This is a genomic window from Pseudomonas sp. PS01303, assembly GCF_029959385.1.
Classification (GTDB): domain Bacteria; phylum Pseudomonadota; class Gammaproteobacteria; order Pseudomonadales; family Pseudomonadaceae; genus Aquipseudomonas; species Aquipseudomonas rustica.
The window spans coordinates 1-24,224 of the sequence record NZ_JASCPK010000092.1 but is presented as its reverse complement, the minus strand read 5'-3'; the positions used below and the strand labels follow the sequence as shown (position 1 = coordinate 24,224).

23 protein-coding genes are annotated in these 24,224 nt (G+C 61.1%); 5 read left to right on the top strand and 18 right to left on the bottom strand.

Annotated features, from left to right (window positions below; genetic code table 11):
* Positions 1–109 precede the first annotated feature (109 nt).
* The 13 genes from QMX93_RS21265 to paaF all read right to left on the bottom strand — a co-directional run bounded on the left by QMX93_RS21265 (position 110) and on the right by paaF (position 15,305).
* Positions 110–2,320 (bottom strand): LTA synthase family protein, encoded by a 2,211-nt coding sequence (locus QMX93_RS21265; protein ID WP_282357864.1) that lies wholly within the window; start codon positions 2,318–2,320, stop codon positions 110–112.
* Positions 2,321–2,585: 265 nt separating this feature from the next.
* Positions 2,586–4,649 (bottom strand): phenylacetic acid degradation bifunctional protein PaaZ, encoded by a 2,064-nt coding sequence (gene paaZ, locus QMX93_RS21260; protein WP_282357863.1) that lies wholly within the window; start codon positions 4,647–4,649, stop codon positions 2,586–2,588.
* Positions 4,650–5,030: 381 nt separating this feature from the next.
* The gene (gene paaE / locus QMX93_RS21255) at positions 5,031–6,107 is read right to left on the bottom strand and encodes a 1,2-phenylacetyl-CoA epoxidase subunit PaaE (protein WP_159815309.1); all 1,077 of its coding nucleotides are present in this window, start codon (positions 6,105–6,107) and stop codon (positions 5,031–5,033) included.
* Positions 6,108–6,137: 30 nt separating this feature from the next.
* Positions 6,138–6,671 carry a 1,2-phenylacetyl-CoA epoxidase subunit PaaD gene (gene paaD / locus QMX93_RS21250; protein ID WP_282357862.1) on the bottom strand — a complete coding sequence of 178 codons (534 nt, stop codon included), beginning with the start codon at positions 6,669–6,671 and terminating at the stop codon, positions 6,138–6,140.
* Complete coding sequence (gene paaC, locus QMX93_RS21245; RefSeq protein ID WP_053119425.1) at positions 6,658–7,419, bottom strand: 1,2-phenylacetyl-CoA epoxidase subunit PaaC; 762 nt, start codon at positions 7,417–7,419, stop codon at positions 6,658–6,660. Before paaC ends, paaD begins: the two co-directional genes overlap by 14 nt.
* 8 nt (positions 7,420–7,427) lie before the next feature.
* Entirely contained in the window at positions 7,428–7,709 is a 282-nt protein-coding gene (paaB, locus tag QMX93_RS21240; protein WP_008079627.1) for a 1,2-phenylacetyl-CoA epoxidase subunit PaaB, read from the bottom strand.
* Positions 7,710–7,871: 162 nt separating this feature from the next.
* Positions 7,872–8,861, bottom strand: coding sequence for a 1,2-phenylacetyl-CoA epoxidase subunit PaaA (gene paaA, locus QMX93_RS21235; protein ID WP_282357861.1), 990 nt, complete (start codon positions 8,859–8,861; stop codon positions 7,872–7,874).
* A gap of 266 nt (positions 8,862–9,127) precedes the next feature.
* Positions 9,128–10,453 carry a phenylacetate--CoA ligase PaaK gene (gene paaK, locus QMX93_RS21230; protein ID WP_282357860.1) on the bottom strand — a complete coding sequence of 442 codons (1,326 nt, stop codon included), beginning with the start codon at positions 10,451–10,453 and terminating at the stop codon, positions 9,128–9,130.
* A gap of 99 nt (positions 10,454–10,552) precedes the next feature.
* Positions 10,553–11,764 carry a 3-oxoadipyl-CoA thiolase gene (gene pcaF / locus QMX93_RS21225; protein WP_282357859.1) on the bottom strand — a complete coding sequence of 404 codons (1,212 nt, stop codon included), beginning with the start codon at positions 11,762–11,764 and terminating at the stop codon, positions 10,553–10,555.
* Positions 11,757–12,206 (bottom strand): hydroxyphenylacetyl-CoA thioesterase PaaI, encoded by a 450-nt coding sequence (paaI, locus tag QMX93_RS21220; RefSeq protein WP_282357858.1) that lies wholly within the window; start codon positions 12,204–12,206, stop codon positions 11,757–11,759. Before paaI ends, pcaF begins: the two co-directional genes overlap by 8 nt.
* Complete coding sequence (gene paaH, locus QMX93_RS21215) at positions 12,193–13,707, bottom strand: 3-hydroxyacyl-CoA dehydrogenase PaaH (RefSeq protein WP_282357857.1); 1,515 nt, start codon at positions 13,705–13,707, stop codon at positions 12,193–12,195. Before paaH ends, paaI begins: the two co-directional genes overlap by 14 nt.
* Before the next feature lie 2 nt (positions 13,708–13,709).
* Positions 13,710–14,501, bottom strand: a complete 792-nt coding sequence (paaG, locus tag QMX93_RS21210; RefSeq protein ID WP_282357856.1) for a 2-(1,2-epoxy-1,2-dihydrophenyl)acetyl-CoA isomerase PaaG — start codon at positions 14,499–14,501, stop codon at positions 13,710–13,712.
* 33 nt (positions 14,502–14,534) lie between these two features.
* A complete protein-coding gene (gene paaF / locus QMX93_RS21205; RefSeq protein ID WP_159815303.1) occupies positions 14,535–15,305 on the bottom strand; it encodes a 2,3-dehydroadipyl-CoA hydratase PaaF in 771 nt (256 codons plus the stop codon).
* Positions 15,306–15,675: 370 nt separating this feature from the next.
* Between paaF and paaY the strand changes: the two genes are divergently transcribed.
* From paaY to feaR, 3 genes are all read left to right on the top strand, one after another.
* Positions 15,676–16,275, top strand: a complete 600-nt coding sequence (paaY, locus tag QMX93_RS21200; protein WP_282357855.1) for a phenylacetic acid degradation protein PaaY — start codon at positions 15,676–15,678, stop codon at positions 16,273–16,275.
* 184 nt (positions 16,276–16,459) lie between these two features.
* Positions 16,460–17,383 (top strand): phenylacetic acid degradation operon negative regulatory protein PaaX, encoded by a 924-nt coding sequence (paaX, locus tag QMX93_RS21195; protein WP_008079637.1) that lies wholly within the window; start codon positions 16,460–16,462, stop codon positions 17,381–17,383.
* Between the two features lie 84 nt (positions 17,384–17,467).
* On the top strand, positions 17,468–18,382 hold the full coding sequence (gene feaR, locus QMX93_RS21190; RefSeq protein ID WP_282357853.1) for a transcriptional regulator FeaR: 915 nt from the start codon (positions 17,468–17,470) through the stop codon (positions 18,380–18,382).
* A 3-nt stretch (positions 18,383–18,385) separates the two neighbouring features.
* Here feaR and QMX93_RS21185 read toward each other — a convergent pair whose 3' ends face one another.
* The 5 genes from QMX93_RS21185 to QMX93_RS21165 all read right to left on the bottom strand — a co-directional run bounded on the left by QMX93_RS21185 (position 18,386) and on the right by QMX93_RS21165 (position 21,911).
* Positions 18,386–18,907 (bottom strand): cytochrome C, encoded by a 522-nt coding sequence (locus tag QMX93_RS21185; RefSeq protein ID WP_282357852.1) that lies wholly within the window; start codon positions 18,905–18,907, stop codon positions 18,386–18,388.
* Positions 18,908–19,044: 137 nt separating this feature from the next.
* The gene (locus QMX93_RS21180) at positions 19,045–19,566 is read right to left on the bottom strand and encodes a methylamine dehydrogenase light chain (protein ID WP_008079640.1); all 522 of its coding nucleotides are present in this window, start codon (positions 19,564–19,566) and stop codon (positions 19,045–19,047) included.
* A gap of 14 nt (positions 19,567–19,580) precedes the next feature.
* A complete protein-coding gene (mauD, locus tag QMX93_RS21175; protein WP_053119452.1) occupies positions 19,581–20,207 on the bottom strand; it encodes a methylamine dehydrogenase accessory protein MauD in 627 nt (208 codons plus the stop codon).
* Positions 20,208–20,210: 3 nt separating this feature from the next.
* Positions 20,211–20,750, bottom strand: coding sequence for a MauE/DoxX family redox-associated membrane protein (locus QMX93_RS21170; protein WP_282357851.1), 540 nt, complete (start codon positions 20,748–20,750; stop codon positions 20,211–20,213).
* A gap of 12 nt (positions 20,751–20,762) precedes the next feature.
* The gene (locus QMX93_RS21165; RefSeq protein ID WP_053119457.1) at positions 20,763–21,911 is read right to left on the bottom strand and encodes an amine dehydrogenase large subunit; all 1,149 of its coding nucleotides are present in this window, start codon (positions 21,909–21,911) and stop codon (positions 20,763–20,765) included.
* Positions 21,912–22,256: 345 nt separating this feature from the next.
* Between QMX93_RS21165 and QMX93_RS21160 the strand changes: the two genes are divergently transcribed.
* Together QMX93_RS21160 and QMX93_RS21155 are read left to right on the top strand one after the other, a co-directional pair.
* A complete protein-coding gene (locus QMX93_RS21160; RefSeq protein ID WP_053119459.1) occupies positions 22,257–22,649 on the top strand; it encodes a c-type cytochrome in 393 nt (130 codons plus the stop codon).
* A complete protein-coding gene (locus QMX93_RS21155) occupies positions 22,646–24,136 on the top strand; it encodes an aldehyde dehydrogenase family protein (protein ID WP_282357849.1) in 1,491 nt (496 codons plus the stop codon). Before QMX93_RS21160 ends, QMX93_RS21155 begins: the two co-directional genes overlap by 4 nt.
* Positions 24,137–24,224 lie beyond the last annotated feature (88 nt).

Here is a 24,224-nt window from a genome sequence, read left to right as displayed (position 1 = left end):
CGTGTAGGAGCTGCCGAAGGCTGCGATCTTTTGATCTTTCCTCTAAAAGATCAGGATCAAAAGATCGCAGCCTTCGGCAGCTCCTACATTGGCTTTGAGGCGAAAATATTCAGGTGGACTGGGCGGTGTCGTCCTCTGGCACTTCGTCCAAGAGGTCTTCCTGTCCAGGCAGTTCGGTCACTACGCTGAAATCCGTGACCTCAACCGCGCCTTCCCCATATCCCAGCAGATGAAAAGAAAACGCCTTTCGCTGCTGCGGGTTATCAAAGCTGAAATCCATCTCCAGCGGTTGATCCGCCGTGGCGACCATTTCCGTCGGCAGACCCAACTGCACGTCTTTCTCGAATTCCTTGGCCTTGAGCTGAATAAACGCCGTTTGCTGCGGATCAACCGCACGCACGGTCAGGCGCACGCGGGTGTAAGAGCCTTTGGGCATTTCCAGGTATTGCGCGCCGATCAGGTTGTCGGCCCAGTCGTCCTTGATTTGCGCCTGTAGCGGGATGACGTTGGTGCTGCCGAACTGATAGCGCTGATTGAGTGGGGTGCGCAGCAGTGACAGGTCGAGTGCGTTGGCACGCGCAGCGATTTGCCGGGCAGGGTGGCCGCTGTATTTACCTTTGTACGTGGCGCTTTCGGCAATGAACCCGGCGCTTTCGTAGTAACGGCAGCGGCGCGGCATATCGCATTCGGAGAAGATGCCTTGGCCATTGTGGTAACGCAGTTTGCCGTTGGTGAAAGACATGATTTCGCGACCGGAATCGTAGTCGCGGAACAGCGACCGACCGCTGAGTGCCGTGGGTACCGGCAGGTCGAAATAGTCGAGGATCGAGGTGCTCAGATCAACGTGGCCATAAACCCCTTTGTTCAGCCTTGGCAGTTGTGATTGCTCGGGCGCGAGGGTGAGATTGAATCCCCAAGAGGAGGCCAGACGTACACCGTCGATGCCATGGGACTCATCCGAAGTAATCACTACCAGCGTGTCTTTCAACACGCCTTGGCGTTCGAGACCGCTGAGGAACTGCTCCAGCGCATCATCGAGATAACCGACGGCGGCTTGTTTGGGCGTTTCATAACGCTCCAGATATTCCTCCGGGGCGGAGTAGGGCTGGTGCGTGCCAACGGTCAGTAGCGTGAGCATCCATGGCTGTTTCTGCTTCTTCAGTTCACCGACGTAATCCAGCGCACCCTCGAAGAAGGCCTTGTCATCCTTGCCCCAAGGGAATTCCAGGTAGTTGCTGTTGGTGAACCATTCCAGACCATGGGTCGCATCGAAACCGATGTGCGGCATGATTTTGTCTTTGGCCATGAAACGCAACCCGGCGCCTTGCAGGTAGTGCGTACTGAAACCGTGCTGGCGCAGTTGCGCCGGCAGGCAGGCTTGATTGCGTTCATGCAGGGTGAGCATTTCCACGCCTTTGGGCGTGCCGTTGTTGAGCTTGTCGTAATCGCCGCAGAGCATCGCGTACAGGCCGCGAATGGTCTGGTGCGTGTGCAGCACGTAATCCGGAGTGTTCATGCCGCGCTCGGCCCAGCGGCTGAGGTTGGGCATCAGGTCTTCCTGATAATGGCTGCCAATGGCTTCGCGGTTAGCGCGGAGGTAGGCGCCGGGAATGCCTTCCAGCGCGATGATCAGCACGTTGCGCGCCTGGCCCGGCGCGGCCAGCAGCTTGTGGCCATTGAGGTCGACGTCGGTGAGCCCGGCCATCGCCGGCGCGGGTTCTTCAATATCGCCGTCGAGCCATTCTTCGCCCTGAATCTGCAGATCGGCGACTTCGCTGGCGAGCAGTTGGTGTGGCAGGTTGTACAGCCGCCACGGATCAGCTTCGTTCGGCCACAGGTTCTGCGCGCCCCAATGCGCGGCGAACAACACCAGTGGCACGCTCCACACCGCGCGGGGCAGGGCTGGGCGAGTGACGCCGCGCCCGAGATACCGGGTCAGCAGCCAGACCATCAGCGCCAACAGCAAAACAATGCCCACCGCCGGATGCGCCATACCGCCGCCGGTGGAGTTTTCGACAAATTGCGGATCAATCAGGTAATGAATGTCGGAAGGTGTCGGCAAGCGGCCGACTGCGCTCACCAGTTCAGCAGTCGCCACCGCCAGCAGGCCCCAGAACAACAGCACCGGCAGCGCCAGCCACCAGGCGCGACGATGCAGCAAAACCACCAGCGAACTGCCAATGGCCAGATCCGACAAATACCCCAGCGGTGACGACCAGCCCAATACCGCGCGCAGGCACACCGGCACGATCAGCACCAGAATGATCAACGAGACGAGGCGGGCATGCGGATGCCGCAAACGGTGAAAAAGAGCGCTCACAAAAAAAAGACCTTACCGTCATTAAAACGTCAAAAAAGTGTGGGCGATGATACCAAGGGTGGGCGGACTGATCGCCCTTTTAAACTATTGGGCGATCTGCTTTGGGCAGGTGCTGAATGGCCTGAAGCCCAGAGCGGCTCTAGAGTTGCCCAACAATCGTCGATATTTCTATCGGCGTGTTTATTGTTTCAGCCTGTTTAATAACTCCAGAACCCAATCAATTCCCCTGTGGGAAAGGGGCAACCTTGCGCTGCCCCTTTTTTCGTTACGCTGCGACTTCTTCGCGCTTCACCACCAAGGTCAAAATGTCATAGCTGGCCACCAGCTCACCGAGCTGGTTGGTGACTTCCACATCCCACGCCACCACGCCTTGCGGAATGCCTTGCGGGCTCTTCTTGCCTTGGTCGATCTTGCGTTTGCAGGTCAGGCGCGCCTGAATGGTGTCGCCGATACCGACCGGGTTGATGAAACGCAAAGTGTCGAGGCCATAGTTGGCCAGCACCGGGCCGGGCGCAGCGGAGACGAACAGGCCGGCGGCCGCGGACAACACGAAATAGCCGTGGGCGATGCGTTTGCCGAACTGCGATTCCTTGGCGGCGATGTCGTCGAAGTGCATGTAGAAGTGGTCACCGGACAGGCAGCCGAAGTTGACCAGATCCGCTTCGGTGACAGTGCGGCGGTGAGTCAGCAGCGACTCGCCGATCTGCAGATCCTGGAAGTGTCGACGGAATGGATGCACTTCGGTCTCGATGACTTTTGCGCCGCGCACGTGTTCACCGGTGACGGCAGCGAGCATGGTCGGCGAGCCCTGCACGGCGGCGCGTTGTAGGTAATGTTTTACTGCACGCAAGCCACCCAACTCTTCACCACCACCAGCGCGACCCGGGCCGCCGTGTTTCAGTTGTGGCAGTGGCGAACCATGGCCGGTGGATTCGGCCGCGGATTCGCGATCCAGTACCAACAAACGGCCGTGCCAGGCCGCGGCAACCGGAATGGCTTTGGCGGCGATTTTCGGATCTTTGGTGACGAGGCTGGCAACCAGACTGCCCTTGCCGCGCGCGGCCAGCACCAGCGCTTCATCGAGATCGTCGTAGGCCATCAGTGTGCTGACCGGGCCGAAGGCTTCGATGTCATGCGCGCCACCTTCGGCGTGCGGATCACGGGCCAGCAACAGCGTTGGAGCGAAGAATGCGCCTTGGCTGACGTTTGCGCCGCGCGGTTCGAAACCGTCCTCAACGCCGAACAGCTGATCGCAGCTTTGCAGCAAGCTTTGCAAGCGTTCGCCGACGTCCTTCTGCTGATCATGGGAAGCCAATGCACCCATGCGCACGCCTTCCACGGATGGATCGCCGACGACGACTTTCGCCAAACGATCGCGCAGACGTGTGGCGACGGCGTCGATGTGTTGCTTGGGCACGATGGCGCGGCGAATCGCGGTGCATTTCTGCCCGGCCTTGGTGGTCATCTCGCGGGCGACTTCTTTGATGAACAGCTCGAACTCTTCGTCGTCCGGGGTTACGTCAGGGGCGAGGATCGCGCAGTTCAGTGAGTCGGCCTCGGCGTTGAACGGCACCGAGTTGCGGATCAGGTTCGGGTTGACGCGCAGCTTGGCGGCGGTGTCGGCGGAACCGGTGAAGGTCACCACGTCCTGGCCTTGCATGCGGTCAAGGAGGTCGCCGGTGCTGCCGATCACCAGTTGCAGGCTGCCGGTCGGCAAAAGACCCGAGGCATCCATCATGCGTACCACGGCCTCGGTCAGATAACTGGTGGCGCTGGCCGGTTTGACAATGCACGGCATGCCCGCGAGGAAGCACGGCGCGAATTTTTCCAGCATGCCCCAGATCGGGAAGTTGAACGCGTTGATGTGCACCGCGACGCCGCCGCGCGGCACCAGAATATGTGTGCCGGCAAAGGTGCCGAGTTTGCCCAAGGGCAGCGCCGGGCCTTCGTGGACGATGTTGCCCGACGGCAACTCACGCGCGCCGAGGCCGGCGTAGGTGAATAGCGTGCCGTTGCCGCCCTCGATGTCGATCCAGCTGTCGGCGCGGGTGGCGCCGCTGTGGTGCGAGAGCGCGTAAAGCTCTTCCTTGCGTTCGCTGAGGTACAGCGCCAGGGCTTTGAGGCGTTGCGCGCGTTGCTGGAAGTCGAGCTTCATCAGTTCGGTGACGCCTTGGCGGCGACCAAAATCGATGGCTTCAGCGAAGTCCGGGCGCTCTTCGTGCGTGCGCGCCAGTTCGTGGCCGTCGATGGCGCTGCGCAGGATTTGCGCGCCGTGCTGGCCAATCCAGCGGCCGGCGAGGAAGCTTTGCAGGGTAGGGGCGTGGGACATGAAATAAGCTCCTGTGCTTGAAATTAGTGTTGGTTGGCGCCGGACGCGCCGATGCCGGTCATCGAACGGATGAACTGAGCAGGCTCGCTCCCACATTGTTTTGTGTTGTTGCTTGGCGCTGTGAGAACCACCATTCCCCTGTGGGAGCGAGCCTGCTCGCGAAAGCGGTGTGTCAGGCGACATCAATGTTGAATCTGATGACGCCTTCGCGAGCAAGCTCGCTCCCACATTGTTTTGTGTTGATGCCTGGCGCTGTGAGCACCGCCATCCTCTGTGGGAGCGAGCCTGCTCGCGAAAGCGGTGTGTCAGGCAACTTCAGTGTTGAATTTGATGACGCCTTCGCGAGCAGGCTCACTCCTACAGGGGATAGGTGTGAATCCTTTAGAACTGGTCGAAATCGAGGACGACTTTGTCGCTCACCGGGTATGCCTGGCACGACAGCACATACCCCGCCGCGACTTCGTAATCTTCCAGCGCATGGTTGCTGTCCATGTCGACTTCGCCTTCGATGACTTTGCACTTGCAGGTCGAGCACACGCCGGCCTTGCACGAGTACGGCAGCTCCAGGCCTTGCGCATTGCCGGCATCGAGCAGGCTCTGGCTGTTGCGTGGCAGTTCGAACGCCACGGCGCGACCGTCGCTGATCACGGTGATCTGGCTGACGCCGGCGTCGAGCATCTGCGCGGCCTCGCGGGCTTCGCGTTTGTGCTGGCTGCCGGCCGCGGCGAACAGTTCGAAGTGGATGCGCTCGGCGCCCATGCCTTTGGCCTTGAGGCTGTCGCGCACGGTTTCGGTCATCTCTTGCGGGCCGCAAATGAACGCTGCGTCGAGGGCTTTGACGTCGAGCCAGCGGCTGAACAGTTGCTCGCATTTCTGCGCGTCGATGCGACCGTTGTAGAGGTCAACGTCCTGTTGCTCACGGCTGAACACGAAGATCAGATTCAGACGTTGCAGGTAGCGGTTTTTCAGGTCTTCCAGCTGTTCACGGAACAATGCGCCCGAACTGGAGCGGTTGCCGTACAGCAACGTGACGCGGCTGTGCGGTTCGTTCTCCAGCGTGGTTTTGATGATCGACAGAATCGGCGTGATGCCCGAACCCGCTGCCACGGCGAGATAATTACCGTGCCGCGCCGGATCCAGATCAACATGGAAATGCCCGGCCGGCGGCATCACTTCCAGCGTGTGCCCGGGCTGCAATTGCTCATTGGCAAACGCCGAGAACCGCCCGCCGGCCACGCGTTTGATCGCAATGCGCAGTTCGCCGTCATTCACCCCGGTGCAGATCGAGTACGAGCGGCGCACTTCTTCGCCGTCCATCTGCGTGCGCATCACCAGGTGCTGGCCTTGGGTGAACTGAAAACTGTCCTGCAGGTGCTGCGGAATGTCGAAGGCGATGGACACGGCGTCGCGGGTTTCGCTGCGCACGTCCTTGATGGTCAGGCTGTGAAATTTGCTCATTATTGTTCTCCCGACACGGCGTAGGGCCGTTCAGATGCACTTGAAATAGTCGAAGGGCTCGCGGCAATCGCAGCAGCGGTACAAGGCTTTACACGCAGTCGAACCGAACTCGCTGAGCATCTCGGTGTGGGCGCTGCCGCACTGCGGGCAGAGCACCGTCGGACTCTCGCCGAGCAGCGTGCGTTTGCTTGCGCTGCCATCGGGCGGGGCGATGCCGTAAGCGCGCAGGCGTTCGCGACCATCGGCGGTGATCCAGTCGGTCGACCACGCCGGGGTCAATTTGCGCTCCAGTTTCGGCGCATTGAATCCGGCCTGTTCCAGCGCGGTGCGGATGTCATCCTCGATCACTTCGGTGGCCGGGCAACCGGAGTAGGTCGGCGTGACCACCACGTGCAGATGCCCGGCCTGCCAGTCGAGATCGCGGACGATACCCAGATCGACCACGCTGACCACCGGCACCTCCGGATCCATGACCTCTGCGAGGGTCGCCCAGGCCTTGTCCAGATCACCGAGCAGCGCCGGCCGGGCGCCGCGATCGCTGGTGATCAGCTCACCAGGTTGCATCGGGGTACGCTCGAGGCAGGAACTGCATTTCTGCGAGCAAAATGCCCAAGTGTTCGCTGTGCAGACCGCGACGGGCATTCAGATAGAAGTAGCTCGGCGCTGCCGGGACGGGCAGGGTGGCGCGAGTGAACACGTCGTTGACCGTGGCTTGCCATTGCGCAGCGACACTGGCGATGTCCGGCGAAATACCGGCCGCGCACAGACGTTGTTCGCTGTCGTCTGCGGCGATCAGTTCCACGGTAAAACGCCAGACTTCCGGAATCGCCGCGAGCATGCGCCGATGGCTTTCTTCGGTGCCGTCGCCCAGGCGTTCGATCCACTCGCCGGAGCGGCGCAGGTGATAGGTGACTTCCTTGACCGCTTTGGCGGCGATCCCGGCAATGCGTTCGTCGCTCGACTGGCTCAGGCCCTGCAACACCGGCAGGTGCCAGGCGTCGTAGAGGAATTGCTTGAGCATGGTCACGGCGTAGTCGCCATTCGGTTGCTCGACCAGCAGCAGATTGCGGTAGGCACGCTCGTCGCGGCGGAAGGCCAGATCATCGGCATCGCGGCCGTCATCCAGCAACTCGGCAGCGTATTCCAGCCAGTGCCGCGCCTGGCCGACGAGGTCGAGGCCGACGTTCATCAGCGCCAGTTCTTCTTCCAGCGCTGGCGCCTTGCCGCACCATTGGCACAGACGCTGGCCCTGAATCAGGGCGCTGTCACCGAGGCGCAGCAGGTATTCGATCAGATCGGTTTTATCGTTCATGGTCGACCTCACATGTGCCCGACTTCGGCCGGCAGTTCGTAGAAACTGGCGTGGCGATAAACCTTGTCATCAGCCGGATCGAACAGCGGATCCTTTTCATCCGGCGACGAGGCGGTGATCAGCGCCGAAGGCACCACCCACAGGCTCACACCCTCGCTGCGACGGGTGTAGAGCTCGCGAGCGTTTTCGATGGCCATGGTGGTGTCGGCGGCATGCACGCTGCCGACGTGTTTGTGATTGAGGCCGTGCTTGCTGCGCACGAAAACTTCGAAAAGGGTCCATTGGGACATGTCATTCACTCCACATCAGTTCGGTTAGTGCGGCTGACAATCGATCGTTCCCACGCTCCTGCGTGGGAATGCAGCCCGTGACGCTCCGCGTCACTGGACGCAGAGCGTCCCTTGAGGCGTTCCCACGCAGAGCGTGGGAACGATCAGCAGTCGTGCCTTGGGTCAGGCGGCGTTTTTGTTGTTTTTTTTACGGGCATGAGCGACGGCGGCTTCGCGTACCCAGGCGCCGTCTTCAATGGCTTTGCGGCGGGTGGCGACGCGTTCCTGATTGCACGGGCCGTTGCCCTTGAGCACTTCGTAGAACTCGTTCCACTGGATTTCGCCAAAGTCGTAGTGGCCGCGCTCGGCGTTCCACTTCAAGTCAGGATCGGGGCAGGTGCAGCCGAGCAGTTCGAGCTGCGGGATGGTCTGGTCGATAAAGCGCTGGCGCAGTTCGTCATTGCTCTGGCGTTTGATCTTCCAGGCCATCGATTGCGCACTGTTCGGCGAGTGCTCATCGCTCGGGCCGAACATCATCAGCGACGGCCACCACAGGCGATTGATCGCGTCCTGCACCATGTCTTTTTGCGCCTGAGTGCCGTGACGCATCATGGTCAGGAGAATTTCGTAGCCCTGGCGCTGATGGAAACTCTCTTCCTTGCAGATGCGCACCATGGCCCGCGAGTAAGGGCCGTACGAAGTGCGCTGCAGCACCACCTGATTGACGATCGCGGCGCCGTCGACCAGCCAGCCCACCGCGCCCATGTCGGCCCAGTTCAGCGTCGGGTAATTGAAGATGCTCGAATACTTGGCTTTGCCGCTGTGCAGCTTGGCGATCTCTTCATCGCGGTCGGCGCCGAGGGTTTCCATCGCGCTGTAGAGGTACAGCCCGTGACCGGCCTCGTCCTGAATCTTCGCCATCAATTGCAATTTGCGTTTGAGTGACGGTGCGCGAGTCACCCAGTTGCCTTCCGGAAGCATGCCGACGATTTCGGAGTGGGCGTGCTGGGAGATCTGCCGGATCAGCGTCTGGCGATACGCATCGGGCATCCAGTTCTTCGCTTCGATCTTGATTTCTGAATCGATTTTTTCCTGGAAGGCGCGTTCCTCTTCGGACATCTCCGAAAGGTCTTTGATGCGCTTGACGCCGGTTTCTACAAGCTGTGCGTACATTATTGTTCTCCTGCCTCAGGTTTATCGAAGGCATGTTCGAGGGCATGGAGAACTTTATAAGTGATACGGAAATTAATATCAAACACAAAATAACGTGTCGTATGTTTTTTCTGTATCGCTTCGGATGAATGGTGAGCGTTGCCCCGCATTTGCAAAGCGGAAAACGCGCACGGCGATGCTCGGCAGAGCATCGCCGTGGTTTTGCAGGGGGAGGGAGGGATTGCAGCGAGCAGCGAAGGCCTTGCACCTTCGCCGCTGTTATTGCTTTAAGCTTTCGCGCGTTTGTCGATCACATGGCAAGCCTTGCCTTCCGAGCGTTTGATCGAGAACGGCGGCTGCAGCAGCACCCGTGAACTGATACCGATATACGTCTTGATGTGCTTGCTCAGCTCCCCGCACAAGGCCTTCTGCTGTTCATCACTCAAGCCTTGATGATCGGCCTTGAGCTCGACGTGGACATCGACGCTGTCGAGATTGCCGTTGCGATACAGGTGAATCTCGTATGACTCCGACAGCTGTTTGACTTTCAGCACCTGCTCCTCGACCTGGGTCGGGAACACGTTGACGCCACGGATAATCAGCATGTCGTCGCTGCGGCCGGTGATCTTGTCGATACGGCGCATCGGGCGTGCGGTGCCCGGCAGCAGGCGAGTGAGGTCGCGGGTGCGGTAGCGGATCATCGGTAGGGCTTCTTTGCTCAGCGAAGTGAACACCAGTTCGCCCATCTGTCCGTCCGGCAGCACTTCGCCGGTGATCGGGTCGATGATTTCCGGGTAGAAATGGTCTTCCCAGATCGTTGGGCCGTCGCGGCTTTCCGCGCATTCCATGGCCACGCCCGGGCCCATGATTTCCGATAAGCCATAGATGTCCAGAGCAGTGATGCCCAAGCGTGCCTCGATGGCGCTGCGCAGTTCGGCAGTCCACGGCTCGGCGCCGAAGATGCCCAGGCGCAGGGCCAGTTTGTGCGGGTCGATGCCCTGACGTTCGATCTCGTCGGCGATGTTGAGCATGTACGACGGCGTGACCATGATGATGTCGGGCTGGAAGTCCTTGATCAATTGCACTTGTTTTTCGGTCTGGCCGCCGGACATCGGGATCACTGTGCAACCGAGGCGTTCGGCACCGTAATGCGCGCCGAGGCCGCCGGTAAACAGGCCGTAACCGTAGGAGATGTGCACCTTGTCACCGCGGCGGCCGCCGCCGGCACGAATCGAACGGGCAACGATGTTGGCCCAGGTGTCGATGTCGTTCTGCGTGTAACCGACCACGGTCGGTTTGCCGGTGGTGCCGCTGGACGCGTGCAGGCGCACGACGTCATGCATCGGCACGGCAAACATGCCGTAGGGATAGTTGTCGCGCAGGTCGGATTTGGTGGTGAACGGAAATTTCGCCAGGTCGTCCAGCGAGCGAATGTCGTCCGGGTGCATGCCCAGGGCATCGAAGCGTTGACGGTACAGCGGCACATTGTTGTAGGCGTGGTTGAGGCTCCAGCGCAGGCGCTCGAGTTGATGCTGACGCAACTGGTCGACGCTGGCGGTTTCCAGCGGATCCAGTTCAGGGTTGAGCACGGCTTGGGCAATTGGCATGTTCATGACTTCACTCGAATTATTTTTGTGTTTCCGCCCCGCCTGCGCAGGGCTCTGAGTGCATGCCCCAAGGATACCTGTCGGCACCTCGGGAATCGCGGTTCTTTAGTCGGATAAACGCTCGATCACCAGCGCGATGCCTTGACCGACACCGATGCACATGGTGCACAGCGCATAGCGACCCTGACGCTCTTCCAATTCCTGCAGGGCGGTGGTGACCAGTCGCGCGCCGCTCATCCCCAGCGGATGGCCGAGGGCGATGGCGCCGCCGTTCGGGTTGACGCGTGGGTCGTTGTCGCCCAGACCGAGTTCACGCAGCACCGCCAGGCCTTGCGCGGCGAACGCTTCGTTGAGTTCGATGACGTCCATGTCGGCGAGGCTGAGGTTGGCCAGTTCCAGCACCTTGCGCGTGGCGGGCACCGGGCCGATGCCCATGATCCGTGGCTCGACGCCGGCAGTGGCCATCGCCACGACACGGCCGCGAGCCTTCAAACCGTAACGCTGTGCGGTTTGCCCATTGGCCAGCAGCAAGGCGCAGGCGCCATCATTCACGCCCGAAGCATTGCCGGCGGTGATGCTGCCGCCCTCGCGGAACGGCGTGCCGAGTTTTTGCAGTTGTTCCAGCGTGGTGTCGGCGCGCGGGTGTTCGTCATGCTCGACGACTTTGGCCGGGCCTTTGCGCTGGGGGATTTCCACGGCAACGATTTCTTTCGCCAGGCGTCCGCTGGCCTGCGCGGCCGAGGCGCGTTGCTGGCTGCGCAGGGCGAAAGCGTCCTGGTCGGCGCGGGAAATGTTGAACTGTGCGGCGACGTTTTCTGCGGTCTCGGGCATCGAATCAATGCCGAAGGTTTTCTTCATCAGCGGATTGACGAAACGCCAGCCGATGGTGGTGTCGTGCATCTCTGCGGAACGGGAAAACGCCGTCTCGGCCTTGCCCATCACCAGCGGCGCACGCGACATCGATTCGACGCCGCCGACCAGCATCAGCCCGGCCTCACCGCTGCGAATCGCCCGTGCGGCAGTGCCGATTGCATCCAGTCCCGAGCCGCACAAACGGTTGAGCGTGGTGCCCGGCACGCTGACCGGCAACCCGGCCAGCAACGCCGACATGCGCGCGACGTTGCGGTTGTCTTCACCGGCCTGATTGGCGCAGCCGTAGATCACGTCGTCGACCTGGCTCCAGTCGACTTGCGGGTGGCGGCGCAACAGTTCACGCAGCGGCACGGCGCCGAGGTCGTCGGCGCGCACGCTGCTCAAGGTTCCGGCGTAGCGGCCGATCGGGGTGCGCACGGCGTCGATGATCAGAGCGTCATTCATGGGGAGTCTCCGGCGTCAGCACGGTGCCGCGCACTTTGTAGGATTTGCCGTGGAACAGGGCGACCAACTGGCCCTGCTGGTTTTCAATGCGCACGTCGTAATTGCCGGTGCGGCCCGAGCGCGATTGCTCGGTGCAGCGTGCGGTGAGCGTGTCGCCCAACTGCGCGGGCGCGATGTAGTCGATGCTGCAACCGATCGCCACGGTGGCGTCGTTGTAACTGTTGCAGGCGAAGGCGAACGCCGAGTCGGCGAGGGTGAATAGGAAGCCGCCGTGACAGGTGCCGTGGCCTTGGATCATGTCGGCGCGCACGGCCATGCCCAAGGTGCAGCTGCCGGGCGCGGCGCTGATCAGGCGGATGCCCAAGCCTTGGGTCGCGGCATCGCGGTCGAACATGGTTTGCGCGCAACGGCTGGCGAGGCTCATGGCTTCAAGGCTGGTCATGGAATGTGCTCCCTTCGGCGACTTTGCGGCGTAACAGCAGCGATGGCCGGTAGCGCTCTTCGCCGTAACTGGTTTGCAGGTGGTCGAGGACTTGGGTGATCTGCGCCAGGCCGATGCGCTCGGCCCAAGCCAATGGGCCTTGCGGATAATTGACCCCGGCGCGCATGGCCAGATCGATGTCTGCTGCCGAGGCAACGTCGTGCAGCACGGTGTCGGCGGCTTCGTTGGCGAGCATGGCGACGGTGCGCAACACGGCGAGGCCCGGTGTGTCGCTGAGCAGGCTGACCTGCAGTCCGGCGCTTTGCAGCAGGGCGATGCCTTGTTCGCGGGCGTCAGAGCTGATGTCCGCCGAGCAACTGATGGCGATGCGTTTGGCGCTGGCGTAATCGAAAGCCAGGTCAATCAGGATCAGATTGCGCAGGCCGTCTTCCTTCGCACGTTGGCTGGCCATGCGCCCGTCGCTCAGGGCCAATACCGCGTCGCCGACCCTTAACAGGCCTTTGCCATCGCGCTTGATCACGCTGGTTTTCAGGCGTGGCAGCAAATCGTTGAGGACGCCGAGATCGCCTTCGACCACGCAGTTATCGACGCTCGCATCGCTGCTGATTTGTTGCGGCTGCGGGCGTTGCGCGCCTTCGTTGTAATTGTAGAAACCACGTCCGCTTTTGCGGCCGAAACGCCCGGCGTCGACCAGTTCTTTCTGGATCAGCGACGGCTGAAAACGAGTGTCGCCGTAATAGGCGTCGAACACCGAACATGTCACCGCGTAATTCACATCGTGGCCGATCAGATCAGTGAGTTCGAAGGCGCCCATAGCGAAGCCGCCAGCCTCACGCATCAGCGCGTCGAGGGTGGCGCAATCGGCGGCGCCTTCCTGCAACAGGCGCAGACTTTCGGCGTAGAACGGCCGGGCCACGCGATTGACGATGAAACCCGGCGTCGAACGGGTGTGCACCGGTTGCTTGCCCCAGGCTTTGGCGGTGTCGAACAAGGTCTGGGCGAGGGCGGAATCGCTGGCCAACCCGGAGACAATTTCCACCAATGGCATCACGGGCGCCGGGTTGAAGAAGTGCAGCCCGAGCAGACGTCCCGGGCGTTGCAGGCCTGCAGCAATGCTGGTGATCGACAGTGAAGAAGTGTTGCTGGCAAGAATGCAGTCGTCGCCGCAAAGACTTTCCAACTGTTTGAACAACCCGCGTTTGACTTCAAGGTTTTCGACAATCGCTTCGATGATCAACGTGCAGTCGGCCAGCGTTTCGATGGCTTCTACCGCGTGCAAGCGAGCGACGATGGCGCCGCGCTCATCCGCCGCGAGTTTGCCTTTCTCCACGCGTTTGCCGAGTTGGCGGTCGATACCGTCGATGGCTTGCGCGGCGGCGCCCGGACGATTATCCAGCAGCAACACCGAATGCCCGGCTTGCGCCGCGACTTGCGCAATGCCGGCGCCCATGGCGCCGGCACCGATCACGGCGATTTTTGCGTTGCGGTCGAGTGCGCTCATGTTCAGCGACCCTTGAACGCTGGGGTGCGTTTGTCCATGAAGGCGCTGACGCCTTCGCGGTAATCCTCGCTGCGCCCGGCCAGCCGTTGCAGGTCGCGCTCCAGCTCAAGCTGTTCATCGAAGGTGTTGCTGAGGCTGGCGTTGAGGCTGCGTTTGATCAGCGCCAGACCGTAAGTCGGTTGTGTGGCCAAGTGGCGGGCGAGGGTCAGCGCTCCGTCGCGCAATTGCGCGTCGTCAACGCAGCGATAGATCAACCCCCATTGCTCGGCCTGTTCGGCGCTCAAACGGTTGCCGAGCAAGGCCAAGGCTTTGGCGCGGGCCATGCCGACCAGTCGCGGCAACGTCCAGGTGCCGCCGGAATCCGGGATCAGGCCGATTTTGCAGAACGCTTGAATGAAGCTCGCCGAACGCGCCGCCAGCACCAGATCGCAGGCCAGCGGAATGTTCGCCCCGGCCCCGGCAGCGACGCCGTTGACCGCGCAAATCACCGGCATTGGCAGATCGCGTAACTGGCGGATCAACGGGTTGTAGAAGGTTTCGATCGACACGCCGAGATCCGGCGCTTCAGTGCCTGGCGCGACATTGCGGTCGCTGAGATCTTGACCGGCGCAGAAGCCACGACCTTCACCGGTCAGCAGCAGCACGCGCACTTCCGGGTTCTGCCGCACCTGCTTCAGCGCTTCCTTGACCTCCAGGTGCATGGCGGTGTTGAAGCTGTTCAGTTGCTCGGGCCGGTTGAGGCTGAGCAGGGCGACGCCGGCCTCGATGGAAAACAGGATGTGTTCGAAGTTCATGGGCAAGGCTCTCCGGGAGATCGTTCGATTCGATTACTGGCCGCGAAACTGCGGCGCACGCTTGTCTTGAAAGGCGCGGATGCCTTCATCGCGGTCGGCGGTGCCGGCCAGCAAGGTGAAGGCGTGGCGCTCGAAACGCAGGCCGCTGGCCAAATCGGTGTCCATCGCCTTGAGCAGCGCTTCCTTGGCCAGACGCACGGCCAATGGCGCTTTCGCGGCGATGGCGTGGGCGATCTGCAGGGCGCGTTCGACGGTGAATTCCGGCTGGGTGATTTCGCTGACCAGGCCGGCGCGCAGGGCATGGCGGGCGTCGATGGCTTCGCCGGTGAGCACCATTTGCATCGCCAGGGATTTACCCACGGCACGCAGCAATCGCTGGGTGCCACCGGCGCCGGGCATGATCCCGAGGTTGATTTCCGGCTGACCGAAACGCGCGTCTTCACCGGCAATCAGGATGTCGGCGTGCATCGCCAATTCGCAGCCGCCGCCGAGGGCGAAGCCGTTGACGGCGGCGATCAGCGGCTTGCTGAAGCGGGTGATGGTTTGCCACGAGGCTTGGCGCGGGTCATTGAGGATGCCGACCAGATCGCGCTCGGCCATTTCCTTGATGTCGGCGCCCGCAGCGAAGGCTTTGCGGCTGCCGGTCAGCACCACGGCGCGGGTCTCGGGGTCGGCTTCGGCGGCGCTCAGTGCAGCGGCGAGTTCGCCGAGCAGTTCGGTGTTGAGGGCATTCAAGGCCTGCGGACGTTGCAGGGTGATCAGGCGCACAGCTTGCAGCTGTTCAACGGCCAGTGTTTGAGGCATGGCAAAGGCCCTCACGGAGCACGCTCGGCTAATGCCGGCTTGTTGTTGGTTCGACGTCAGGCGTCGGATTTGCCGGAGTATAGGCTTAACGTGATACGTAAATGCAAGATTGAAATGTGATTAACGTGTCCCAAATGGAAGGTTGTGGAATTTGCTACAGCTTGTTGGTTCTTGGTTGGAGTTGAGTAACTGATTGAAATAACGCGAATATTCGTAGGTTTTGTGGGATCGAGATTGCCGATGAACGGTGTTCGACAAAAGCGATACGCTTTTCTCTCTTCACTGCATCGAAATGATGTGATACAAATCAAGCCTGTTTACGCATCGCTTTGCGTATCTCACCGCACAACGTCCACCAAAGGAGCCTGCGATGACCTGTTACAGCCTTGATGGACTGACCCCGGTGGTTGACCCTTCGGCTTATGTGCATCCGTCAGCGGTGTTGATCGGCGACGTGATCATTGGCCCGCATTGTTATGTCGGGCCGCTGGCCAGTTTGCGCGGCGACTTTGGCCGCATCGTGCTGGAAGAGGGCGCTAACTTGCAGGACACCTGCGTGATGCACGGCTTTCCCGACAGCGACACGGTGGTCGAGCGCAATGGCCATATCGGCCACGGCGCGGTGTTGCACGGTTGCCGGATCGGCGCTGACGCGCTGGTCGGGATGAATGCGGTGGTGATGGATAACGCACGAATTGGCGCACGCTCGTTTGTCTCGGCGGCGGCGTTCGTCAAAGCGGGTTTTGAATGCCCGGAACAGTCATTGGTGATGGGCGCACCGGCGAGTATCAAGCGCGTATTGAGTGATCAGGAAGTGGCGTGGAAACAGGCCGGCACTCGCAAGTACCAAGCGCTGGCCCAGCGCTGCCTGACGCAGATGCAGGTGTGCGAACCGCTGAGCGAACCTGAAGCGGATCGCCCACGGATCAGTGACAGCGGCTTGCGCCCAAAAGCATCTCAATCCCAGTGAGATCAGGTCTTTGTGTGGTTGCAGGACTTTGTGGTGAGGGGATTTATCCCCGACGGGCTGCGAAGCGGCCCCAAAAGCCGGGACTGCTGCGCAGTCCATCGGGGATAAATCCCCTCGCCACAGGGTTCACTCATAAAGGTTTTGATTCGGTATATTCCTTCCTTTTTCATTGTCCGGTACGCCCATGTCATCGCTGACACCTTTGAACCACCTCATCACCCGTTTCCAGGAGCAGACGCCCATCCGCGCCAGTTCCTTGATCATTACGCTGTACGGGGATGCCATCGAACCCCACGGCGGCACGGTGTGGCTGGGCAGTCTGATCCAGTTGCTCGAACCGATCGGCATCAACGAACGGCTGATCCGTACTTCGATTTTTCGCCTGACCAAAGAAGGCTGGCTGACCGCCGAAAAAGTCGGCCGCCGCAGCTACTACAGCCTCACCGGCACCGGGCGTCGGCGCTTCGATAAGGCCTTCAAGCGCGTGTACAGTTCAACCGTGCCGGCGTGGGACGGTTCGTGGTGCCTGGCGATGCTCACGCAATTGAGCCAGGACAAGCGCAAGCAAGTGCGCGAAGAACTCGAGTGGCAAGGTTTTGGTGCGATTTCGCCGGCCGTGCTGGCGTGCCCGCGCAGTGATCGCGCCGACGTCAACGCGACCCTGCAAGACCTCGGCGCGCTCGAAGACACCATCGTTTTCGAAACCACCGCGCAAGACGTATTGGCCTCCAAAGCCCTGCGTGCACAGGTGCGCGAGAGCTGGAACATCGAGGAACTGGCGGCGCATTACAGCGAGTTCATCCAATTGTTCCGACCGCTCTGGCAAGCACTGCGCGAGCAGGAAAACCTGCTGCCGGCCGACTGCTTCATGGCACGTCTTCTGCTTATTCATGAATACCGCAAACTGCTGCTGCGCGACCCGCAACTGCCTGACGAATTGCTCCCCGGCGATTGGGAAGGCCGTGCCGCCCGCCAGCTTTGCCGCAACATTTACCGATTGATCTACGCCAAGGCCGAAGAGTGGCTGAACACTGCGCTGGAAACCGCTGACGGGCCGTTGCCGGATGTCGGCGAGAGTTTCTATCGACGTTTTGGCGGCTTGAAATAAGCGCCACAACGAGGGAGCCGCACTGTTCAGGAAGAACGCTTGGATTGACGTAGATAATAAAAACAAGCCTGCGTGAGGCCAGACATGATTTCTTCAACTGCACAACGCCGTGACGGCTTCGATCAATGGATCCATCAGATCAACCAGATCTGTGGCGCCTTCAACGCGCAAACCCTCGGCGCCGATTTCTCCGGGCGCATTCGCGAGTACCAAAGCGGTGCGCTCAAGCTGAGTTTTGTCGACGCCTGCCAAGCGCGGCTGTATCGCACGCCGACGGAAATCGCTGCCGGCGAGGGCGGTAAATATTTTGCCGTGTTCCAGCTCGAAGGCTCGGCGGGCATGGCTCAGGGCGACAATAAAGCGCTGCTCTCGGCGGGCGACATCACCCTGATCGACGCCTCCCGCCCGAGCGATTTCACTTACCACGAAAACTCGCGGCAACTGTCGCTGATCCTGCCGACGCATCTGGTCGAGAAGACCTTGCGCTTCAATCAGGTCAAGTGCGGCCACCGCATCCCGGCGAGTTCGCCGATGGCCATGCTCTCGCACCATTTGATTCTCGACGCGACGCGGCAAAAGAACCTCAGCCTCAGCGAAAGCGAAGCGACGCTGGAGGCGATTGTCAGCCTGCTGCGCCCGGCGATCAGCCACAGCGAAGATTGCAGCGATCTGCATGAACGGATCTTCCAGAAATCCTTGGCGTGCATCGACGAGCACATTCGCTGCGAAGAACTCTGTCCGGAGTGGTTGGCGCGGGAAGTCGGCATGTCGGTGCGCGGGCTGTACCGGATCTTTGCAAAAAAGGGTCTGGTGGTGGCGCGCTACATCAAGAATCGGCGGCTGGATTTGTGCGCCGAATCGCTGCGCCAAGCCGGGGCTGAGCAGAAGCTCTCGGTGTTTGGTTATTCCTGGGGCTTTTCCGATTCGAGCCATTTTTCCACGGCATTCAAATCACGTTTCGGCATTGCGCCGGGGGAGTACCGCAGGCAGCATGCCTGAGGCTCAGTAGTGCATGCCGTCATCGATGGCGATACCTTGCGCGCGCATGGCTTTGATCAGCTCCGCGCGGGTGCCCGGCAGGTTGAGCATGGTTTCGTGGCGCAACTGCGCAATCTCGTCAGCGCTGTACGGCTGATAGTGCGCAGGCGTGCTTTTGCCAGCCATGCCGTCCTCGCGAATCAGCCAGTTGAGCAGGTCGGCCAGTTGCGCGTTGTTCAGCGCTGATTGCGACATGCCCGGCACGCGCACCAGAAACTCCCGGCCACCGGGTACCTTAAGAAAGTTGCCGACGAAACCGGTCAGACGCGGTGTGTCGTTGGCGGCTGAACCGCTGCCGTCGGGCAAGTGGCAGCCGGCGCATTGCAATTGGTAATTCACGCCGACGCTGTAACCCGCCTGGGCGATGGGCGTTTGCGGCGATTCGTTACCCGGCGCATGACGCTGATTGGGGTTGGGAATGGCCCGGGCGTAAACCGCTGGTGCGGCCAACACCAAAGCCAGACCCATCACGAACAAATGACGCATAACACCACCCTCAAAATTTACACAAAACCCTTGTAGGAGCTGAGCTTGCTCGCGAAAGCGGTGTGTCAGGCAATCCATATGCTGGATGTGCTGACGTCTTCGCGAGCAAGCTCGGCTCCTACAAAAGGGCGGTGTTGTCAGACGGCGACACCGCGAATAATCGAAACCGTGCAGTGGTAGATGTGCGATTTCGCCGCCAAACACCAGTTCACGTCGTTGTTGTTGAACGGCCGGTACGCCGGCTCTTCGCTGTCGTTGCGCGTACAGGCGCACTGCGCGCAGCTCTGTTTTCCGCAGCAATCGTTGTACGAAATGATGTAATCCTTGCCGTCCGCCGGGTTGCGGCAGGTGCCGATCCAGGTCACTTGCGAGGCTTCGGTGCCGGGTGGGCACGAGGTCACCGAGCCGCCGCAGCAACTGCACAGAAAGCCGTCGATCGAGCAGTAGCGCCAGTAGTCGCAGCTGTTCGGATCACCGGGATCGCCGGCCTTGGGATTGTCCGCCGCCAGCGCCTTGCTGGTGCGATCCAGCGGCAACAGCAGCGGCAGTGCGGCGCCGGCGACCATCAGCGAGCCCATGCGCGCCAGCAATTTGCGTCGCGATGTGGTGTCGGCCACGCGGCGGGTCGAGCGCTCAAAGAGCAGATCCAGCAGTTTCATAAATGTCTCCCTGCTCAGTGGCTGTGGCTATGGCCGTGACCGTGGTCATGCGGCTGCGGCTGGCTGTTGAGGTATTCCTGCAGCGTGGCGCTGTGCAGGTGTTCGACCTCGAACAGGCTGTCGAGATGCTCACGGGAATTGACCAGACCTTTGGCGCGCAAGGTGCCGGATTTGTCGATCAGCGCCGCGTACGGCAGCTTGCCGATCTGGTAGGTCATGCCGACTTCCGGGCCGACCACGTAGGTCATGTCATCGAGTTTGTGTTCGCGGATCAGCGCTTGTTGGGCATCCATGTCGCCGTCGCTGATAAACACCACGTCGAGGCGATCGGCTTGTTGTTTGGCGATGGATTTGATCGCCGGCAGCAGCGATTTGCAGATCGGGCAGGTCGGCGAGAGGAAGAACAGCAACTGGTTCTTTTCCCCGGCATAACCAAAATTGACCGGACGACCATGGCGATCAGCAGCGGTGACTTGCGGCGCCGCTTCGTTGACCGCCACACCCTTATCGACCATCAGCGCACCGGCCGGAGCAATGCGCCCGTGCAGCACGCCGATCTGCCGCACCAGGCCCATCACCGCGAACGCCAGCGCAATCAGCAGCACCCACAACAGCACGTTGGAAATCATCAGACCTTGCATAAATCACCTACCAATCAATTTGAGCAGAAGAGGGGAGTTGGCCAGCAAGCCGTCGGCGGAGGCGTAGATCAGCAGCGCAACAGCACTGGCGGCGACGGTGACAAAACCGTCGAACAAACCAAGGTCGCGAACGATCGGAGTGCTGCTCGCCAGTAACGCCAAAGCCACCAACACCGCGTTGCGCGCCAGCAGAATCGGGCGCAACGGTTGCGCTTGATCCGGCCCGGCACAGCCGCAGTCGATGTCACGCCGACCGCGCCACAGGTTGATGCCGATGGCGGCGGCGTACAGCGCGATCAACCCGGCTGCGCAGACCGCTGCAATGGCGCGGCTGAACGGCACCAGCAGGGCAAAAGCGATAAGCAATTCCAGCAGCGGAATCACTCGGCCCACGGGCCGTACCAGCGTTTCGGGCAGCAGTTGATAGTCCGCCAGTTGCCGGGCAAACCGGCCCGGTGCGCGCAGCTTGTGCGTCGCCGCGCTGGCCAGCAGCACGGCGACGGCCAGCGCACTGGCGATGATGAAAATCGGGTCAAGGGTCATGGCTGAACCTCCTCAGTAGCTCATGACTTGCGTCGCGGTTTTCGCGACTTTCGGCATGCTCGATTGAAGCTTGTTGGTGCTCAGATCGAAGACCTGCAAACCGCCCTCGACGTCAGCGCCGAGCAGCAACGGTTTGTCGTCGCCGGTGGCTTGCAGGCTCCAGACCGGCGTCGGTGCTTCGAGGGTCGCGACCTTCTTGCCGGTTTTGATATCGAAGGCCCAGATCAGCGTGCTCGGGTCTTCCCACTTCATCGCTTCGTGGGCGTCGTGCATCAACACGTACAGGCGATCGAGCTTCGGTGCGACCGCCATCAACTGCCAGCCGCCGGGGGCCCAACCGGTTTTCTTTTCGGCGTCGTTGACCAGCGACCACGCCGGCAGAATCTTCGGCGCGTCGCCGGCGAAATCGACCGGGCGCACAGTGCCGGTGGTGGTGACGAAGTAGTAGGTGTCGCCGACGTTGACCGCGCGCTCGTTGAGCTTCTCGGCGTTCGGGTCGAAGAACGGCGTGCGGCTGCGCGCGGTTTCCTGGCCCTGATCATTGAGGGTGACCACTTGCAGGCTGCCGTCGCCGCACAACGAGGCGAAGCGGCGGTTGCCGACCGGGTAATTGAGCACGCAACCGGGGATGGCGATTTCACTGCTGACCGCATGGGACTGGGTGTCGACCACGGTCACCGAGGTCGATGGGGTGAAGTTGTAGACGTAGACGAAGCGGTCATCGCCGCTCGGTTTCAGGCCGTAGCGCTGGGTCAGGGATTCGGCGCGTTTGCTTGGAATCACCACTTCCCACGAGGGCGACAGCGTCGAGGTGTCCCACGCGGTGAGCACGTCGGTGCGGGTGCCGCGAGTGCCGCGCGAGTAGAACAGGTCGGCGCTGTACAGGGTTTTGCGGTCATGGCTCAGGGCCGATGGCGCGGCAAAACCGGTCGGCACCATGCCGAGGATTTTCTTCTTGTCGGGATCGACCACGGTGACGCGGCCCATCACGAAACTTTCGAATTCGACGTCGACCACGTAAGCGCGGTGCGCTTCGGGCGGGAACGCCAGCGTGGTCTGGCCGATGGTGTCGGGCGGCAGATCGGCATGGGCGCTGTTCAAGCCGAGCATCAGCAGGCTCAAGCCCAGCGCTGACGGTACTGTGATCCGGTTGGTTCGCATTGAAGGGGGACTCCCTGACTGGTGCCCTGAAAAGTGGGTGCCAGTGGATTCTGCCTCTGCGGCGAAACCGGGGAATTGCTGTGTCTGCCAAGTGCTTGTGTGTCTGTGCCAGTCGCAATTGGCAGCCTTGCCAACACGACTGGCAGGCAGGGCAAAACCTGCTTTGGCGGCAGGCCAGACAATCTCCATCAGCTCCCGTCGCCACCAATCCCTGTAGGAGCTGAGCTTGCTCGCGAAAGCGGTGTGTCAGGCAACCCCTGTTCTGAATGTGCTGACGTCTTCGCGAGCAAGCTCGGCTCCTACAGGGATTGGTGTGTATTCACTGTTTTTTTGGATGTGTCTTCTATGTCCCTGCTCAAATTCGCCTGTGCTTCGTTGTTTTCTCTGACACTCGCCCAAGCCGCTGTCGCCGCCGATTGCGCGGCGGATTCATCCCACGGCGCACAAATTTTCAACACCGAATGCGGCGTCTGCCACGCGGTTAAAAAAGACGTCACCGGCATGATGGGCCCCAACCTTAACGGCGTGATCGGGCGCAAATCCGGCTCACTGGCAGGCTTCAGCTATTCCCAGGCGATGCGCAGCAAAGACGTCACCTGGCAGGCCGAGACCATCGCCGAACTGATCACCCAACCCCAGGCCTACGTGCCCGGCACCTACATGCCCTACATGGGCCTGGCCTCGAAAGATGATCGTGAGGCCGTGGTGTGTTTCCTCAAATCCAAGGAGGCTTTATGAGCAACGTTGCAATGCTGCCGCAAGTCGCGGCGTTCATTGATCGTCGACATGGCTGCTTTATCGATGGCCAGTGGCAATTCGCTGAAGGGCCGACGATTGCCGTGGTCGATCCGGCCACCGGCCAGACCTTGTGCGAAACCCTCGATGCGCCGGCCGAATTGGTCGAGCGCGCGGTGCAGTCTTCGCATGCCGCGTTCAAGTCTGGCGTGTGGTCGGGCCTGCGCCCGGCCGATCGCGAGCGCATCCTGCTGAATTTCACCCGCCTGGTCGAGGAACACGGCGAAGAGCTGGCGCAACTGGAAACCCTCAGCCAGGGCAAGTCGATCAACATGGCCCGCGCGCTGGACGTCAACGCCACGGTGGAATTCATGCGCTACATGTCGGGCTGGGCGACCAAGATCGAAGGACAGACCTACGACGTGTCGATTCCGCTGCCGCCGGGGACAAAATTCACCACGTTCACCAAACGCGAACCGGTGGGTGTGGTGGTCGGCATCGTGCCGTGGAATTTTCCATTGATGATCGCCGCGTGGAAGTTGATGCCGGCGCTGGCCACCGGTTGCACGGTGGTGATCAAACCGGCGATGGAAACTCCGCTGACGGCCATGCGTCTGGCTGAACTGGCGTTAGAGGCGGGCATTCCGGCAGGCGTGTTCAACGTGGTCACGGGCGGCGGGGCTTCGGTCGGCGGCGCGCTGACGGCGCATCCACTGGTGAGCAAGGTGTCGTTCACCGGTTCGACGGTGGTGGGCAAAACCGTTGGTGTCGCGTGCATGGCCAACATGACCCGTTTTGCGCTGGAACTGGGCGGCAAGAACCCGATGATTCTGCTGGCGGATGCCGATGTTGAAAAAGCCATTCAAGGCGCGATTCTCGGTGGCTTGCTGAACAACGGTCAGGTGTGCGCGGCGGCGTCGCGCTTCTATGTGCATCGTTCGATTCACGACCAGTTTGTCGAAGGTCTCGCGGCAGTGGTTTCGGCCATGCCGATTGGCGCGGGGATGAACTGCGAGGCGGCCATCAATCCGCTGGTGTCACGCAAGCAGCAACAAAGCGTGCTCAAGCACATCGAACTGGCCAAGCGTGAAGGCGCGCGAGTGGTGTGTGGCGGTGAGCTGCTCGAGGGTGAGGGTTTTTACGTGCAGCCGACGGTGCTGGCGGATGTCGATCACAGCATGGCCGTGGCCCGTGAAGAAGTGTTCGGCCCGGTGTTGGCGGTGATTGCGTTTGATGATGAAGACGCGATGATCGAGTTGGCCAATGACAATCCGTATGGGTTGGCCGCGAGTTTGTGGACGAATGATTTGAGCAAGGCGATGAACCTGGTGCCGCGTATCGAAGCGGGCACGGTGTGGGTGAATGCGCATGTGCTGCTGGATCCGGCAATGCCGTTTGGCGGGGTCAAGCAATCGGGGATGGGGCGAGAGTTTGGCAGAACGGTGATCGAGGCCTACACCGAACTGAAATCGGTGTGCATAGCCCACTGACATCAAATCCTGTAGGAGCTGCGGCACGCTGCGATCTTTTGATCCTGCTTTTAAAAATCAAAATCAAAAGATCGCAGCGTGCCGCAGC